The 15468-nt window shown below is 70.5% G+C and carries 15 protein-coding genes; 6 read left to right on the plus strand and 9 right to left on the minus strand.

All coding sequences use genetic code 11. From position 1 onward, the window contains the following. Positions 1-75: 75 nt before the first annotated feature. The 3 genes from EV685_RS12300 (at position 76) to EV685_RS12310 (ending at position 2690) form a co-directional block, all read left to right on the plus strand. Entirely contained in the window at positions 76-810 is a 735-nt protein-coding gene (locus EV685_RS12300) for an amino acid ABC transporter ATP-binding protein (protein WP_130482290.1), read from the plus strand. A 42-nt stretch (positions 811-852) separates the two neighbouring features. Further along, positions 853-1905, plus strand: coding sequence for a dihydroorotase (pyrC, locus tag EV685_RS12305; protein ID WP_130482291.1), 1053 nt, complete (start codon positions 853-855; stop codon positions 1903-1905). Positions 1906-2036: 131 nt separating this feature from the next. After that, positions 2037-2690, plus strand: a complete 654-nt coding sequence (locus EV685_RS12310; protein WP_130482292.1) for a hypothetical protein — start codon at positions 2037-2039, stop codon at positions 2688-2690. 114 nt (positions 2691-2804) lie between these two features. Here the strand turns inward: EV685_RS12310 and alaC are convergent, their stop codons facing one another. Next, complete coding sequence (alaC, locus tag EV685_RS12315; protein ID WP_130482293.1) at positions 2805-4037, minus strand: alanine transaminase; 1233 nt, start codon at positions 4035-4037, stop codon at positions 2805-2807. A gap of 182 nt (positions 4038-4219) precedes the next feature. Between alaC and EV685_RS12320 the strand changes: the two genes are divergently transcribed. Further along, complete coding sequence (locus EV685_RS12320; RefSeq protein ID WP_130482294.1) at positions 4220-5095, plus strand: NUDIX hydrolase; 876 nt, start codon at positions 4220-4222, stop codon at positions 5093-5095. Between the two features lie 18 nt (positions 5096-5113). On the opposite strand, the gene EV685_RS12325 is transcribed toward EV685_RS12320, so the two are convergent. After that, a complete protein-coding gene (locus EV685_RS12325) occupies positions 5114-5866 on the minus strand; it encodes a maleate cis-trans isomerase family protein (protein ID WP_130482295.1) in 753 nt (250 codons plus the stop codon). Next, positions 5863-7035 carry an MFS transporter gene (locus EV685_RS12330; protein WP_130482296.1) on the minus strand — a complete coding sequence of 391 codons (1173 nt, stop codon included), beginning with the start codon at positions 7033-7035 and terminating at the stop codon, positions 5863-5865. Before EV685_RS12330 ends, EV685_RS12325 begins: the two co-directional genes overlap by 4 nt. 146 nt (positions 7036-7181) lie before the next feature. Between EV685_RS12330 and EV685_RS12335 the strand changes: the two genes are divergently transcribed. Continuing rightward, positions 7182-7568 carry a hydroxyisourate hydrolase gene (locus EV685_RS12335; protein WP_130482297.1) on the plus strand — a complete coding sequence of 129 codons (387 nt, stop codon included), beginning with the start codon at positions 7182-7184 and terminating at the stop codon, positions 7566-7568. Here EV685_RS12335 and EV685_RS12340 read toward each other — a convergent pair. From EV685_RS12340 to EV685_RS12365, 6 genes are all read right to left on the minus strand, one after another. Then, the gene (locus tag EV685_RS12340) at positions 7544-8350 is read right to left on the minus strand and encodes an aspartate/glutamate racemase family protein (protein ID WP_130482298.1); all 807 of its coding nucleotides are present in this window, start codon (positions 8348-8350) and stop codon (positions 7544-7546) included. The two genes, EV685_RS12335 and EV685_RS12340, sit on opposite strands and share 25 nt — an antisense overlap. Positions 8351-8366: 16 nt before the next feature. Then, on the minus strand, positions 8367-9812 hold the full coding sequence (gene hydA / locus EV685_RS12345; protein WP_130482299.1) for a dihydropyrimidinase: 1446 nt from the start codon (positions 9810-9812) through the stop codon (positions 8367-8369). A 28-nt stretch (positions 9813-9840) separates the two neighbouring features. Continuing rightward, entirely contained in the window at positions 9841-10653 is an 813-nt protein-coding gene (locus tag EV685_RS12350) for an ABC transporter permease (protein WP_130482300.1), read from the minus strand. A 25-nt stretch (positions 10654-10678) separates the two neighbouring features. Continuing rightward, complete coding sequence (locus EV685_RS12355; RefSeq protein WP_130482301.1) at positions 10679-11539, minus strand: ABC transporter permease; 861 nt, start codon at positions 11537-11539, stop codon at positions 10679-10681. Continuing rightward, positions 11539-12579, minus strand: coding sequence for an ABC transporter substrate-binding protein (locus tag EV685_RS12360; protein WP_130482302.1), 1041 nt, complete (start codon positions 12577-12579; stop codon positions 11539-11541). The genes EV685_RS12355 and EV685_RS12360 overlap by 1 nt, the downstream gene beginning before the upstream one ends. A 69-nt stretch (positions 12580-12648) precedes the next feature. Then, the gene (locus EV685_RS12365; RefSeq protein ID WP_130482303.1) at positions 12649-13758 is read right to left on the minus strand and encodes an ABC transporter ATP-binding protein; all 1110 of its coding nucleotides are present in this window, start codon (positions 13756-13758) and stop codon (positions 12649-12651) included. Positions 13759-13995: 237 nt separating this feature from the next. On the opposite strand from EV685_RS12365, the gene EV685_RS12370 reads away from it, so the two are divergent. Beyond that, positions 13996-15459 carry an amidase gene (locus EV685_RS12370; protein WP_130482304.1) on the plus strand — a complete coding sequence of 488 codons (1464 nt, stop codon included), beginning with the start codon at positions 13996-13998 and terminating at the stop codon, positions 15457-15459. The last annotated feature ends 9 nt before the right edge of the window (positions 15460-15468 follow it).

Consider the following 15468-nt stretch of genomic DNA (forward strand, 5'->3'; position numbering starts at 1 on the left):
CGACCGCCCCCCAGGGGGGCCTCGGCCCGCTTGGGGCGGCCCGGCGCAGGCCGAGCGCGCTAACAGGAGTTCAACGTGATCAAGATCGACAACGTCAGCAAGTGGTACGGCAGCTTCCAGGTCCTGACCGACTGCACGACCCAGATCAGCAAGGGTGAGGTGGTGGTGGTCTGCGGCCCGTCGGGCTCGGGCAAGTCCACGCTGATCAAGACCGTCAATGCGCTGGAGCCGATCCAGAAGGGCGACATCGTCGTGGACGGCATCAGCATCAGCGCGCCGACCACCGACCTGCCCAAGCTGCGGTCGCGCGTGGGCATGGTGTTCCAGCACTTCGAGCTGTTCCCGCACCTGTCGGTGACCGAGAACCTGACGCTCGCGCAGATCAAGGTGCTGGGCCGCAGCAAGGACGATGCGCTCGCGCGTGGCCTGAAGATGCTCGACCGCGTTGGCCTGTCGGCCCACAAGGACAAGTTCCCCGGCCAGCTCTCGGGCGGCCAGCAGCAGCGCGTGGCGATCGCCCGGGCGCTGAGCATGGACCCGATCGTGATGCTGTTCGACGAGCCGACGTCCGCGCTCGACCCGGAGATGGTTGGCGAGGTGCTCGATGTCATGGTGCAACTCGCCCACGAGGGCATGACCATGATGTGCGTGACCCACGAGATGGGCTTCGCCAAGAAGGTCAGCCACCGCGTCATCTTCATGGACGCGGGCAAGATCATTGAGGACTGCAAGAAGGACGAGTTCTTCGGCAACCCGGAAGCCCGTTCGCCGCGGGCGAAGGACTTCCTGTCGAAGATCCTCCAGCACTGAGCGCGGCTGGCCGGCCGGCCCAGGGGCGGTGAAAATCGCCCGATGAGCACGACCCACGCCCCCCAGACCCTCACGATCACCCGCCCGGACGACTGGCACCTGCACGTGCGCGATGGCGCCGCGCTGCAGGCCGTCGTGCCCGACACCGCCCGCCAGTTCGGCCGCGCGGTCATCATGCCCAACCTGCGCCCGCCGGTGACCACCACCGAGCAGGCCCTGGCCTACCGCGCGCGCATCGCCGCCGCCGTGCCAACCGGCGTGGACTTCACGCCGCTGATGACGCTCTACCTGACCGACAACACGCCGCCCGAGGAGATCGCGCGGGCCAAGGCCGCCGGCATCGTCGCGCTCAAGCTCTACCCGGCCGGGGCGACCACCAACAGCGATGCCGGCGTGTCCGACATCCGCAAGACCCATGCGACGCTGGAGGCGATGCAGCGCGAGGGCCTGCCGCTGCTGGTGCATGGCGAGGTGACCGATCCGGCGGTGGACATCTTCGACCGCGAGGCCGTCTTCATCGACCAGGTGATGCGCCCGCTGCGGCGTGACTTCCCCGGCCTGAAGGTGGTGTTCGAGCACATCACCACCCAGGAGGCGGCCGAATACGTCGCCAGCGCCGACGCGCTGACCGCCGCGACGGTGACCGCGCACCACCTGCTCTACAACCGCAACGCCATCTTCACCGGCGGCCTGCGGCCCCACTACTACTGCTTGCCGGTGCTCAAGCGCGAGCGCCACCGCGGGGCGCTGGTGCGCGCGGTCACGTCCGGCAGCCCGAAGTTCTTCCTCGGCACCGACAGCGCGCCGCACCCGGCCCACCTGAAGGAACACGCCGCCGCCTGCGCCGGCTGCTACACGGCGCTCAGCGCGCTGGAGCTGTATGCCCAGGCCTTCGAGACCGCCGGTGCGCTCGACCGCCTGGAAGGCTTCGCCAGCGTGTTCGGCCCGGCCTTCTACGGCCTGCCGCGCAACGCCGGCACGGTCACCCTGGCGCGCGAGCCCTGGCAGTTGCCCGAGACGCTCGCCTTCGGCGATGCCCAGCTCAAGCCCTTGCGTGGCGGCGAGACGCTGGACTGGCGGCTCGTGACAGCCTGATGTCGAGGCCTTGCCAAGGCCAGCGACCAGAGTTTTCGCTTGGGATTCTTGGCAAGTCTGAAGGAGATGGTTAGGCTGGCCCTTCCGTGCGAAACGTGAGATTTCGCACGCCCCACAACGAGGAGCCTCCCATGACCCGATCTACCCCTTTGCGCCTGGCTGGCGTTGCCGTCGCCCTGGCCGCCCTGTCGGCCTGCAGCACGCCGATGCAGTCGACCAGCCCGATGAGCTTCTTCATCACCAGCGCCAACCCCGGCAAGGGTGGTGACCTGGGCGGCCTGGCCGGTGCCGATGCGCACTGCCAGAAGCTGGCCACCGAGGCCGGTGCCGGCGGCAAGACCTGGCGCGCCTACCTGAGCACCTCGACGGCCGATGGCGTGGGTCTGATCCACGCCCGCGACCGCATCGGCAAGGGCCCGTGGCAGAACGCCCAGGGCATCGTCGTCGCCAACAGCGTGGCCGAGCTGCACGGCACCAACAACCTCAACAAGCAGACCGCGCTGACCGAGAAGGGTGCCGTCGTGAACGGCCGTGGCGACACGCCCAACCTGCACGACATCCTGACGGGCTCCAACCCGGACGGCACCGCTGCCGGACACACCTGCGGCAACTGGACCTCGCCGGACGTCGGCGCCGCCATCGTCGGCCACCACGACCGCCAGGGCCTGAACACCTCGCCGCCGATGCTGAGCTGGAGCACCTCGCACCCGACGCGCGGCTGCACGATCCCGGCCTTCAACTCGACCGGCGGCGGTGGCTTGTACTACTGCTTTGCCGTGAATTGACGGCACCCGGTCGACGGGTACGTCGACCACCCGCCGGGCGGGTCTCGGCCGCCTTGGGGCGGCCCGGCGGCGGCTGAGGAGGTGACGGCACCCGGTCGACCTTCGACGCTGGTTTCAGGCGGGCGCTGGGGCGTCCGCCTTGAGCATGGCCTTGATGCCGCGCACGGCCTGGCGGATGCGGCCTTCGTTCTCGATCAGGGCGAAGCGCACGTGGCCGTCGCCGTGGTCGCCGAAGCCGATGCCGGGGCTGACGCAGACCTTGGCGCGTTCGAGCAGCAGGCGCGCGAATTCGAGCGAGCCGAGGTGGGCATAACGCGGCGGGATCGGGGCCCAGATGTACATCGAGGCCTTCGGGCTTTCGACCGCCCAGCCCGCTTCGTTGAGGCCCTTGGCCAGCACGTCGCGGCGCTTCTGGTAGGTCGCGGCGATGTCCTTGACGCATTGCTGGTCGCCCTCCAGCGCGGCGATCGCGGCCACCTGCACCGGCGTGAAACTGCCGTAGTCGTGGTAGCTCTTGATGCGCGCCAGCGCATGCACCAGGTCCGGGTTGCCGACCATGAAGCCGATGCGCCAGCCGGCCATGTTGTAGCTCTTGCTGAGCGTGAAGAACTCGACCGCCACGTCCTTCGCACCGGGCACCTGCATGATGCTGGGCGCCTGCCAGCCGTCATAGACGATGTCGGCATAGGCCAGGTCGTGCACGACCAGGATGTCGTGCTTGCGGGCCAGCGCGATGACACGCTCGAAGAAGCCGAGTTCGACGCACTGCGCCGTCGGGTTGCTCGGGAAGCCCAGCACGATCATCTTGGGCTTGGGGTAGCTGCCTCGGATGGCGCGCTCCAGCTCGGCGAAGAACTGCGCCCCGTCGACATCGCCCGGCGTGATCGGCACCGAGCGGATGTCGGCCCCGGCGATCACCGCGCCATAGATGTGGATCGGATAGCTCGGGTCCGGCACCAGCACGGTGTCGCCACGGTCCAGCGTGGCGAGCATCAGGTGGGCGAGGCCTTCCTTGGAGCCGATCGTGACGATGGCCTCCTTGTCGGCGTCGATGGCCACGCCGTAGCGGTCCTGATACCAGTGGCTGATGGCGCGGCGCAGGCGCGGGATGCCCTTGCTGGCCGAGTAGCCGTGCGTGTCGGGCCGTTGCGCGACCTCGCACAGCTTGGCCACGATGTGTGGCGGCGTGGCCCCATCGGGGTTGCCCATGCTGAGGTCGATGATGTCCTCGCCCCGACGCCGCGCCGCGAGCTTGAGCTCGGCCGTGATGTTGAAGACGTAGGGGGGAAGGCGGTCGATGCGCGCGAAGCGGCGCTTGCCAGGGCTGGCAACCGAAGAGGAAGACATGACGATGACTTTCACGTGAGCGCCCGGAACCGTCCGAGCGACGTGGCCGTGTGGCACGGCCGAGGCGGATGCTAAGCGACGTCCGGCCGGTCGCACCAGCCCGTCTCAACCCCGCATCCGTGGTGGGCCCGCCACGCCAGAATCGAGCGATCCATCCCGATCCGACATCCGGAGACCCGCCGATGATCCCGACCACCTGGCCCGCACGTTGGCCCTGCCTGCCGGCCGCGCAGGCCCATGACGAGACCTTGCGCCTGCCCTTCACCATCGCCGGCGAACTCGCCGGCAGCGTGCGACGTGAGCACATCGAAGCGATCGGTGACCTGTTGCCGCAACGCGCCGGCTGGCGTCTGTCGAGCACCGAGGGCGTCGCGTTGGACCTGCCGCGCGAGGCCCGCGACGAGGCGCTGGTGGCCATCAACATCGCCTTGCGCGACGCCGGCCACATCCGCGCCTGGCGCGGCGAGCCCTATGCCGTCTTCACGCGGCCGGGCGCGACACCGTTGGCCATCATCGAACGGGCCGCCGCGCGCTTCTGGGGCACCAGCACGCTGGGCGCCCATGCGACCGGCTACGTGGCCGATGAACACGGGCCGATCACGCATCTGTGGATCGCGCGGCGGGCACTGAGCAAGGCGGTCGACCCCGGCAAGCTCGACAACCTCGTCGGCGGCGGTGTGCCCTGGCCGCAGAGCCCCTTCGAGACCCTCGTGCGCGAAGGCTGGGAAGAGGCCGGTCTGGCACCCGAGCGCATGCGCTGCGCCGTGCCCGGTCGTGTCATGCACCTGCGCTGCGACATCCCCGAGGGCCTGCAGGTCGAATGGCTGCACAGCCATGAACTGCGGCTCGCGCCCGGCGAGGTGCCGGTCAATCAGGACGGCGAGGTCGGCGAGTTCCTCTGCCTGCCGGTGGCCGAAGCGCTGGAGCGTGCCGCCGGCATCGAGATGACGGTCGACGCCGCGCTGGTGACGCTGGACTTCGCGCTGCGCCACGGCCTGATCGAGGCCGCCGAGGCGGTCGCGCTGACGCGCCAGATCGACGCGATCAGCGTGGCCTGAAGGACAGCCTCCGCTGGCTCAGAGGATGAGCCAGCGCCCCCAGTCGGCGGCCGGCGGCAAGGGGCCGTCCAGCAGCTTCAGCATCTTCCAGACCACCGTTGTCGTGGTGTCGTAGACGGTGCAGCCGTGGCGGCGTTCCCAGCCGGCGGCCCGGTCGGTCGAGACCAGGTTGGTGCAGTAGGGCACGACCGCATCGGGCCGGCTCGCCGCGACCTCAGCCACCAGCGCATCGAGCTGGGCGCCGGTGACGGTGCCGAAGCTGAAGTTGTCGTGGATGCCCAGGTGCCGCTCGGCCACGGTCTCGATGCCGATCTCGCGGTAGTGGGCCACGATGCGGGCCTGCACGTCAGCGGTGTAGGGCGTGACCAGCGCGAGCCGCCGCACGCCGTCGGCCAGCAGACGCTCGTTGAGCGCGAGGATGGACGTGGTGGCGCGGATGCCGGTGGCCGCCTCGATGCGCGCGCACAGCTCGACGTCGGTGTCAAAGCCGCGCCAGCCGGCCGCCGTGCCGCTCCAGCCAATGGCGTCGACCCGCGCATCGGCCAGCAGCTCGGCGGCGGCCAGCATGGGTGCCGGATCGAACTGACCCAGCGCCCCGGCGCCCAGGCCGATGTGGGTGACGCGAAAGCGCGAGAAGTGCGCCGTCACGCCCGGCAGCGTCGACACCATCGCGCTGGTCAGCGGCTCCAGCGCCGTGTTGGACGAGGGCGTCAGGATGCCCAGGCGCAGCCGGCGCGGTGTCGGGGCGTCGGTGGATTCATTCGTGTTCATCGGGGTTTCCGGTCGACAGACATCCAGGACAAAGCCAGCAAGGCCACGCATGCGCAGGCCGCCAGCAGCAGCAGCCCGACCCACACCGCCGTGGTGTCGCCACCTGGCGCCCAGGCGAACAGCAGCGGCGCGACGGTCAGGCCCAGGTAGCCGTGGCCGAGCATGCGGCCGGACCAGGCGCCGGCCCGCGCCGGCCCGGCCAGCCGGCTGATCTCGGCCACCAGCAGGCCGTTCCAGCCGCTCGCGCTGGCACCGAGCGCCAGCATCAGGACCGCGAAGACCAGCGGCTGCGCCTGCGACAGCCCAGGCTGCAACACCAGCGCCGCGCCGCTCGCGGCGGCCAGCAGGCCGATGGCGGCGATCAGCCCGGCCGCCCGGCCGTGGGCCGGCAGCAGCCAGCCCCAGCCCAGTCGCCCGGCCAGGCCACCGGCCTGCGCCGCGGCCAGCCAGCCGGCGGCGGCCAGCGGCGTCAACGACCAGTGCGCCACCGCGTGGCTGAGCAGGAAGACGTTCAGGCTCATCTGCAGCGCCGACAAGGCCAGCACCGCCAGGGCCAGGCCTTGCACGGTGGCGCTGAACCAGCGGGTCGCAGCGGGCGCGTCGGCAGGGGCTTCTGGCTGGCTCATGGACTGAGCCACTCCCGTGTCGACCGCTACCTCACGCCGTCCGCACCCGAGACAAGCCAGCGCCACCGCCAACGCCAGCACGGCAGCGACCGCGAAGGGCAGGCGCGGGTGCAGCAGCCACAGCGCTGGCAGGCTCAGCGAACCGGCGATGGCACCCAGCTGGTTGCCGGTCTGCCGCCAGGAGAAGACGCGGGCGCGCGGCGCGGGGGCCAGGTGCCGCGTCGCGACCGACAGCAGCGCGGCGCTGGCCGGCGTCTCCGGGCCGAAGGCGAGGCCGAAACACAGCACCGCGAACAACGCGGCGTCCGGGCCGATGACGGCGAGCGCGGCCAAGCCCAGGGCCACGGCGGCGGCACAGGCCGCCGCCAGCGTCCAGCCACCCAGACGGCGCAACAAGGCACCCGCCGCGAAAGCCGCCAGCGCGCCGCTGCCAAACAGCAGCAGACTGAGCTGGCTCAGCCGCGCCACCGGCAGGCCCAGCTGCGGTGCCAGCGTCGCCAGCGAGAACAGGCCGAGCGCGACCACGGCCTGCAGCGCCGTCATCGCCGCCAACGTGGCGGCCAGTCCGACCGGGGATCCGACCGGAGATCCGACGGGCGATGCGATGTGCGGCGGGCGCGCTTCCTGCATCGGGCTCAAGACGGCACCATGGCCTTCCCGTCCGACCGACCCCTTGAAGGAGAACCTCGATGAACACGACTGTTGCGCCCGCAGGCGGCATCTCCCTGCATGCCGTCGACGTGGCCCGTGGCGTGCCCGCGCAAGGCCTGCTGGCCGAGCTGTGGCTGCTGCCACCGGAGGCCGACGCCGGTGCGGCGCCGCGCTGCATCGCCGCCGGCCCGGTCGGCGCCAACGGCCAGCTCGATCACCCCTGCGTGCGCGGCGAGGGCATCGTCGCCGGGCTCTACGAGGCCCGCTTCCACGTTGGCGCCCATCTGCGCGAGGCGGTCGGCCCGCAGGCCAGTCCCTTCCTCGATGTGGTGCCCTTCCGTTTCCGCTTGACCGAGGTGGCTCAGCATGTGCACCTGCCCTTCAAGTTCACGCCCTGGGGCTATTCGTTGTTTCGCGGGGTCTGAGGCGACGCCTGCTGCAAGCGGGCCTGTGCGACCCGCTCGGCGCCGTCGGCGAGCAGGCGGACGATGGCGTCCGGCAAGCCGGCATTGGCCTTGAGCGGCGGTGGCGCGCCGCCGCCTGCGACGGCGGGCGCGGGCCGCTGACGCACCAGCGCGCTGGCCTGCCGCACGGCGCTGCCGACCCCGTCGACCACCGGCACCGGCAGGCGCGCCTCGATCTGTCGGGCCAGCCCGGCCAGTGGCGCGCCAGCCAGGATCAGCACCTCGGCGCCGTCCTCGTGCACGGCGCGTTCGCACAGGGCCAGCAGGGCATCGGCGTGCTCGTCGCCGATGCGGTCGATGCGCCCGAGGGTCTGGTCCAGTGCGCGGATGCTGGCCAGCCGGTCAAGCTGGCCCAGCTCGCGCACGACCTCGCGGTACCAGGCCTGGATGCGCTGCGAGATCGCGATGATCGAGACCCGCCGGCCCAGCAGCATCGAGCTTGCCAGCGCTGCCTCGGTCAGGCCGATGACGGGCACCGGCAGGGCCTCGCGCAGGGCCGCGACACCCGGGTCGCCGAAGGCGGCGACGATCACCGCGTCGTGGCCGGCATGGTCGGCGGCGGCGATCTGGGCGGTGGCCCAGGCACCGATCAGGGCTTCGAAGCGGGTCTCGATGTAGGCCACGCCCAAGGGCGCCGTGCGCATCGTCAACACGGTGCCGGGCTCGGCGCTGCGGCGGGCTTCTGCCTCGATCAGCGCGGTCACGCCAGTCGAGATGTTGGGGTTGATGACCAGCAGGCGCATCGTGTCGGCCGCCGCGTCAGTCAGGCCCGGTGCGGGGCGAGTGCCTGCGCGGTGCCAGCGTCGGCTCGCCGCCGCGCAGGAACTCGCCGCGGCCCGCACGGCCGTGGAAGGTCGTGCCGTCCCAGACCACCTCGCCGCGACTCAGCGTCAAGCCCGGCCAGGCCCGCAGCGTGCGGCCGGCATAGGGCGTGTGGTCGACGGCGTGGTGCAGCATGGTGTTGTCGAGCGTGAAGGTGCGCTCGTCCCACACGACCAGATCGGCATCGCTGCCGATCGCGATCGTGCCCTTGCGCGGGTGCAGGCCATAGGCCTTGGCCGGGTTGGTCGACGTCAGCTCGACGAAGCGGTTGAGCGTGATGCGCCCGCCCAGCACGCCCTCGGAATACAGCAGCGGCAGACGGGTCTCGATGCCGGGGATGCCGTTGGGGATGTGGCGGAAGGGCACCTCCTCGCCGCCGGGCTTCTTGCCGTTGGGGCCGTCGACGTTGAAGGGCGCGTGGTCGGACGAGAAGACCGTGAACAGCCCGTCGGCCAGCGCGTTCCAGATCACCTGCTGGTTGCTGGCATCGCGCGGCGGCGGGCTGCAGACGCAGCGCGCGCCCTGGTAGCTGTCGTCGATCCCCAGGTCCTCGGCGCTCAGGAAGAGGTATTGCGGGCAGGTCTCGGCATGGACCTGCAGGCCGTGCGCGCGGCCCCAGCGGATCTGCTCGACCGCCTCGCGGCCCGAGACGTGCACGATCAGGATGGGCATGTCGACCAGCTCGGCCAGCGCCATCGCGCGGTGGGTGGCCTCGCGCTCGACCAGCATGGGCCGCGCATGGGCATGGAAGCGCGGCGCGGTGCGGCCGGCGGCTTCGAGGCGCTGCGTCAGCCATTCGATGCAGTCGGCGTTCTCGGCGTGGATCATGGCCATCGCCCCGTGCTGTCGACCGACCGCGAGCACGTCCAGGATCTGGCCGTCGTCGAGCTTGAGATCGTCGTAGGTCATGTACAGCTTGAAGGAGCTGTAGCCGGCCGCGATCAGCGCTGGCAGCTCCTGCTGCAGCACCGTTGGCGTCGGGTCCGAGACGATCAGGTGGAAGGCGTAGTCGATGTGCGCGCGGCCCTCGGCGCGGCGGTGGTAGTCGTCCACGGCGGACTGCAGCGACCCGCCCTTGACCTGGGCCGCGAAGGGGATGACGGTGGTCGTGCCGCCACAGGCCGCGCTGCGCGTGCCGGTGTCGAAGTCGTCGGCCATGCGCACCGGCGGGGCCATCGGCTGGTCCAGGTGGCAATGGCCGTCGACGCCACCGGGCGTCACGGTGCGGCCGGCCGCGTCGATCTCCCGCAGGCCCGCGGGCAGGCCACGGCCGAGCATGGCGATGCGACCGTCGCGGATGCCGATGTCGGCGTCGAAGACGTCGCTGGCGGTGGCCACGCGGGCATGGCGCAGCACCAGGTCGAAGGGGCGATCGTCGGTCATGGCGTGGGTGTCGGTAGCGACGGGATGTTCAGCGGATGCGGCGGCTGATGCCGGTGAGCTTTTCCATCACCACCATCAGGATCAGCGTGGCGAAGACCATCAGGCTGGCGACGGCGGCGATGCTCACGTCGAGCTTGCTCTCCAGGTCCTGCCACATGCGGATGGGCAGCATGTCGGTCTGCGCATCGCGCAGGAAGAGCGACACCGGCACGTTGTCGAACGAGGACATGAAGGTGATGAAGGCCCCGGCGGCGATGCCCGGCGCGATCAGCGGCAGCGTCACCCGACGGAAGGTATAGAGCCGGCCGGCACCCAGGCTGGCCGAGCTTTCCAGCAGCACCGACGGCAACTGCGCCAGCGCGGCCACGGTGGTGCGGATCACGTAGGGCACGCCGACGACGGTGTGGCCGATCACCAGCGTGGTCAGCGACAGGCCCACGCCGATGCGCGAGAAGTAGATCAGCGCCGCCAGCCCGAAGGCCAGCGCCGGCAGCACCAGCGGCGACATGAAGAAGCTGTCGAGCACCCGCGCCATGGCGTGTTCGGAACGTGCGATGGCCAGCGCCGCCGGCACGCCCAGCACGACGGCCAGCAGCGTGGCGGCCGTCGCCACCTTCAGGCTGTTGATGGCCGCGAACTGCAGCTGCCAGGCGTCGACCAGCGCGTGGTACCAGCGCAGCGAATAGGCGGGCGGCGGGAACTTCAGCGAATAGCCATCGGAGAAGGACACGATCACCACCACCAGCGTGGGCGCCAGCAACAGCGCGGCGGCCAGCAGCGCGAGGCCGCCGAGCAGGCCGTGCAGGGTGATCGTCGAGAGGTCGTGGCGGCGTGCGGTCATGGTCGTGTCGGGGGACGTGCCCGGATCAGGTCGTGGCGCGACCGCGGCTGGCGCGGCCCAGCAGGTTGAGCACGCTGACGCAGCCCAGCACGGCGACCAGGAAGACCAGCGACAGCGCGGCGGCAAAGGGCCAGTTCTGCAGCGACGAGGCCTGCTGGTAGATGTACATGGGCATGAAGAGCATCTGCCCGCCGCCGATCAGCGACTGCGAGATGAAGGCCGTGACCGAGGCTGCGAAGGTCAGCAGCGCACCGGCGACGATGCCGGGCAAGGACAGCGGCAGGGTGATGAGCCCGAAGGTGCGCCAGGCGCTGGCGCCCAGAGCGGCCGAGGCCTGTTCGAGGTTGGGGTCGAGCTTCTGCAGCGCGGTGATCAGCGGCAACACCATCAGCGGCAGTTGCACATTGGCCAGCGCGACCACCAGGCCGCCGCGTGTGTAGAGCAGCTTGAGCGGTTCCTCGATCCAGCCCAGGTCGGCCAGGGCGGTGTTGACGATGCCCTGCCGGCCGAGGATGACGACCCAGGCGAAGGTCCGCACCACCACGCTGGTCAGCAGCGGCATGACGATCAGCAGCATCAGCAGCTGCTGCAACCAGGCGGGACTGCGCACATGCGTCCAGGCCAGCGCATAGCCCAGCAGCAGGCACAGCGCGGTGACCTGCACGCCCAGCCACAAGGTGTCGACCAGGACGGGCAAGGTGAAGTCGTCGCTGGCCACGCGCACAAACTGCGTCACCCCCATGCCGCTGAAGCTGGTGTCCTGATACAGCGCGATCAGCACCAGCATCAGCAATGGCGCCGCGAAGAACAGCAGGAAGAACCCCGCCAGCGGCGTGGCAAACCACAGGCTGGTGGTGGTGACGGCTTGTGCGCGGGCGGCCGACATCAGAGTTTGATCTCTCGATTGAACCGGTCGATCCAGGCCGGGCGCTGTTCGTTGATCTTCTTCCAGTCCTGGAACACGAACTTCTTCTTCATCTCGGCCTGATCGCGGGCCAGCACCTTGGCGATCTCGCCTTCCATCTTGACCTTGCCGTGGGTGGGCACGACCAGGTAAGGGCTCTGCATCAGGCGGGTCTGGACCTCGGGCGACAGCGCGGTGTCGATCAACAGCGCGGCCAGGGCCTTGTTGGGCGAGTTCTTGACGATGTGCACGCTGGTCTTGAAGGCGATGGCACCTTCCTTCGGTGCGACGAACTCCACCGGCACGCCACGCGCCTTGAGGATCTGGATGGCGTTGAAGTTGCCCGGGCTGATGTCGATCTGGCCCTGCTGGTAGAGCGCGGCCAGCGCGCCCGGGTTGGCCGCCACAGCCGCGAGGCTGGGCTTGAGTTCGGCGATCTTCTTGAAGGCCGGCTCGATGTTGGACTCGTTGCCGCCGTACATGCGCGCCAGCTCGACCATGAAGCCGGTCCCCAGCGTCGAGTTCATGTTGGTGATGCCGACGCGGCCCTTGTACTCGGGCTTCCACAGATCGGCCCATGAGGTCGGCGGCGTCTTGATCTTCTCGGGGTTGTAGGTCAGGCCCACGACCTGGAAGAACATCGCCGGGCCGCTCGGGTCCTGCGCCTCGGCGATCAGGTCGCCGTAGTGCTTGCTCTGGGCCACCGGGAAGGGCTCGACCAGGTCCTGCGCGATGGCGGTCAGCGCCGGACCCGGGTCATGCAGCATCACGTCGATCGGCGGGTTGTTGCGTGCGGCGGTGACCTTGGCGATCTGGTCGACCGACAGCATCGGATCGAGCAGCACCTCGTTGCCGGCCTTGCGGAAGGCTGGCACCAGCACGTCGCGGTGGGCTTCCTCCCAGCTGCCGGTGAAGGTGGCGAAGACCAGCTTGCGGGCCTGCGCACGGGTCATTTGCGGGAACAGCGTCATCGCACTGAGGGTCAGTGCGGAGCCGAGCAGCGAGCGGCGGTCGAGGGTCATGGCAGGTCCTGTGATGGGGTGGTGGATGAGGGGTGACGGGGGTGGCTCATGGCCTGAGCCTGCGAGAACTCAGGGCGCGGCGAACACGCTGACGGCCTCGGGTGCGACCGGCCGCACCCGCACCGGCGTGGCGACCGCACGGGCTTGCGATCCAGGGCTGCGCGGCTCGCTCAGCTTGATCGGCCGGCCGCTGCCGGTGCGCAGCTCGTGCACCAGCGTCGCGCCCAGGGCCATGCCCAGTTCGACGTGTGCGCCCAGCGTGGCCGGATCGTCCGGCGAGGCCGCATCGAGCCGCAGGTTCTCCGGCCGCACGCAGGCGACCACCGCACTGCCGGTCTTCAGCGCCGCGCTGGCCAATGGCGCGCGCGTGGGCCACAGGGCGCCACCGTCATCCAGCCGGACCCAGGCGCGTTCACCGTCGACCGCTTCAAGCCGGCCGGCCAGCACGTTGGCGCTGCCGACGAACTGGTTGACGAAGAAGGTGGCCGGGCGGTCGTAGACGGTCTCGGGCGCGTCGAACTGTTCGAGCCTGCCGTGGCTCAGCACGGCCACGCGGTCGGCCATGCCCAGTGCCTCTTCCTGGTCGTGGGTGACGATCAGCGTGGTCGTGCCGGCGCTGCGCTGGATGCGCTTGATCTCGATCTGCATGTCCAGGCGCAGGCTCTTGTCCAGCGCCGAGAAGGGCTCATCGAGCAGCAGCACGCGCGGCTCGATGGCCAGCGCCCGCGCCAGCGCCACGCGCTGCTGCTGGCCGCCCGACAGTTCGCGGGTCTGGCGCTGCGCCAGGTGACCCATCTGGACCAGCTCCAGCATCTCGACCACCCGGCGGCGGGCGGCGGCCTTGTCGGTGCCGCGTGCGGCGAGGCCGTAGCTGACGTTCTCGGCCACGCTCATGTGCGGGAACAGCGCGTAGTTCTGGAACACGATGCCGACGTCGCGCCGGTTCGGCGGCAGCTCGTCGATGCGGCGTCCGCCCACCACCACCTTGCCGGAGGTCTGGGCGATGAAGCCGGCCACGATGCGCAGCAGCGTCGTCTTGCCGCAGCCGCTGGGGCCCAGCAGGGCGACCAGTTCCCCGGCCTGCACCTCCAGGGTCACGTGGTCGATCGCCAGCGCACTGCCGTAGCGGTGCACGATGTCGTCGAGGGTCAATGCCTGACCGGTCTGTGGGGCGCTCATGGCGAGGTGTTCTGCAACCACCGTGCCAGACCTTGCTTCGTCGTTTTGTATCCAATCTTCAGGGCCGCTTCACGCCTCGGATATCCCCTGATGTTCCAGATGATTCGCTATGGAATCGGACTTGCAATCGGATCCGGCGCAAACCAGTGACGGTTGCAGATGGTCTCCATCGACGCACCGTACTGGATACAAAACAGACCCGCCTTGGTGCAGCCCGCGCCGACCTGGAGCCACCGCATGAACGCCGCCGATCCCGTCTCCCTGACCGCGCCCGACCCGGACCTGCCGCTGCACCGCTGGCCGGCCCGTGCGCTGGCCGCCGCCGTGCGCGCCGGCCGGCTCAGCGCCGAGGCCATCGCGCAGGCCCAGTGCGCGCGCCTCGCGGCGCTGCAGCCCCAGCTCAACGCCTTCGTCGACCACGACCCGGCCCGGGTGCTGGCCGAGGCCCGGGCGGTCGATCGCCGCCTCGCCGCCGGCGAGGACCTGCCGCTGGCGGGGGTGCCCTACACCGTCAAGGACAACCTCTGGATCGCGGGCCGGCCGGCCACCTTCGGCTCGAAGGTCTACGCCGACTTCATCGCACCGCAGGACTCGTGGTGTGTGGCGCGGCTGCGCGCGCTGGGCGGCGTTGCACTCGGGCTGACGGCCTGTTCGGAGTTCGCCTGCAAGGGCATCACCGCGACGCCGCTGCACGGCGTCACCCGCAACCCCTGGGATCTGGACCGCACGCCCGGCGGCTCGTCCGGTGGCGCGGTCGCGGCGCTGGCGTCTGGCATCGGCGCGCTGGCGCTGGCCACCGATGCCGGCGGTTCGACCCGCCGCCCGGCCGCCCACACCGGTCTGGTCGGCATGAAGCCCACGCTGGGCCGCGTGCCCAACCCCTGGGGTTTCGACGACCCCAACCACCTGCTGTCGGTGATCGGCCAGATCGGCCGCGACGTCGAGGACGTCGCCTGGATGCTGGACCTGCTGAGCGCCTGGTCGCCGGCCGATCCGCTGTCCAGCCCGGCCTTCGACCGGTCCAGGCTGCTGGTTGACCTGAAAGCGCCGCTGCCGCCGCTGCGGCTGGCCTGGTCACCGGGGCTGGGTTGTGGCTACCCGATCGATGCCGACGTGCTGGCCACGCTGGAGGCCGCCATCGAGCGCCTGCGGCAGGCCGGCTGGCAGATCGAGCGGGTGGATCCTGTCTGGCCCGAGGCCGCCCGCGAGTACCCGCTGATCGCCCTGCAGCAGGCCGGTCTGGCGCAGCTGCATGGGCCACGCTGGCGGCGCGAGCCCGAGCTGTTCGACCCCGACATCGGTGCCCAGATCGAGCTGGGACTGGCGCTGAGCGGCCCCCGCGTCGCCGAGGTGCTGCGCCTGCGCGAGCAGATCCACCACCGCTTCGAGGCCCTGTTTGCCGACGTCGACGCGCTGCTGTGCCCGGTCTCGCCGGTCGAGGCTTGGGCGATCGGTGCGCTGGGCCCGGCCACCATCGGCGGCCTGCCGGCCGGCCCGCGCGGTCATGCCGCGTTCACGCCCTGGTTCAACTACGCCGGGCTGCCGGCGCTGTCCCTGCCCTGCGGCGTCGGCCGGCACGGTCTGCCGGTGGGCCTGCAGATCGCGGCGCCACGGTTCCGCGACGACCTCGTGCTGCGGCTGGCCTGGCAGGCCGAGCAGGTGCTGGGGTCGCAGCCGGTGTCGCCCTTGATGCAGGCCTGACGCGGGCCT

The sequence above is a fragment of the Sphaerotilus mobilis genome (assembly GCF_004216565.1).
Classification (GTDB): Bacteria; Pseudomonadota; Gammaproteobacteria; order Burkholderiales; family Burkholderiaceae_C; genus Sphaerotilus; species Sphaerotilus mobilis.

Excerpts from the sequence above, each read along its gene's own strand:
- EV685_RS12370 (WP_130482304.1), top strand. The coding sequence starts at position 13,996 with ATGAACGCCGCCGATCCCGTCTCCCTGACCGCGCCCGACCCGGACCTG.
- EV685_RS12365 (WP_130482303.1), bottom strand. The coding sequence starts at position 13,758 with ATGAGCGCCCCACAGACCGGTCAGGCATTGACCCTCGACGACATCGTG.
- EV685_RS12350 (WP_130482300.1), bottom strand. The coding sequence starts at position 10,653 with ATGACCGCACGCCGCCACGACCTCTCGACGATCACCCTGCACGGCCTG.
- alaC (WP_130482293.1), bottom strand. The coding sequence starts at position 4,037 with ATGTCTTCCTCTTCGGTTGCCAGCCCTGGCAAGCGCCGCTTCGCGCGC.
- pyrC (WP_130482291.1), top strand. The coding sequence starts at position 853 with ATGAGCACGACCCACGCCCCCCAGACCCTCACGATCACCCGCCCGGAC.
- EV685_RS12325 (WP_130482295.1), bottom strand. The coding sequence starts at position 5,866 with ATGAACACGAATGAATCCACCGACGCCCCGACACCGCGCCGGCTGCGC.
- EV685_RS12335 (WP_130482297.1), top strand. The coding sequence starts at position 7,182 with ATGAACACGACTGTTGCGCCCGCAGGCGGCATCTCCCTGCATGCCGTC.
- EV685_RS12355 (WP_130482301.1), bottom strand. The coding sequence starts at position 11,539 with ATGTCGGCCGCCCGCGCACAAGCCGTCACCACCACCAGCCTGTGGTTT.
- EV685_RS12330 (WP_130482296.1), bottom strand. The coding sequence starts at position 7,035 with ATGACGGCGCTGCAGGCCGTGGTCGCGCTCGGCCTGTTCTCGCTGGCG.
- EV685_RS12310 (WP_130482292.1), top strand. The coding sequence starts at position 2,037 with ATGACCCGATCTACCCCTTTGCGCCTGGCTGGCGTTGCCGTCGCCCTG.
- EV685_RS12360 (WP_130482302.1), bottom strand. The coding sequence starts at position 12,579 with ATGACCCTCGACCGCCGCTCGCTGCTCGGCTCCGCACTGACCCTCAGT.
- hydA (WP_130482299.1), bottom strand. The coding sequence starts at position 9,812 with ATGACCGACGATCGCCCCTTCGACCTGGTGCTGCGCCATGCCCGCGTG.
- EV685_RS12320 (WP_130482294.1), top strand. The coding sequence starts at position 4,220 with ATGATCCCGACCACCTGGCCCGCACGTTGGCCCTGCCTGCCGGCCGCG.
- EV685_RS12340 (WP_130482298.1), bottom strand. The coding sequence starts at position 8,350 with ATGCGCCTGCTGGTCATCAACCCCAACATCTCGACTGGCGTGACCGCG.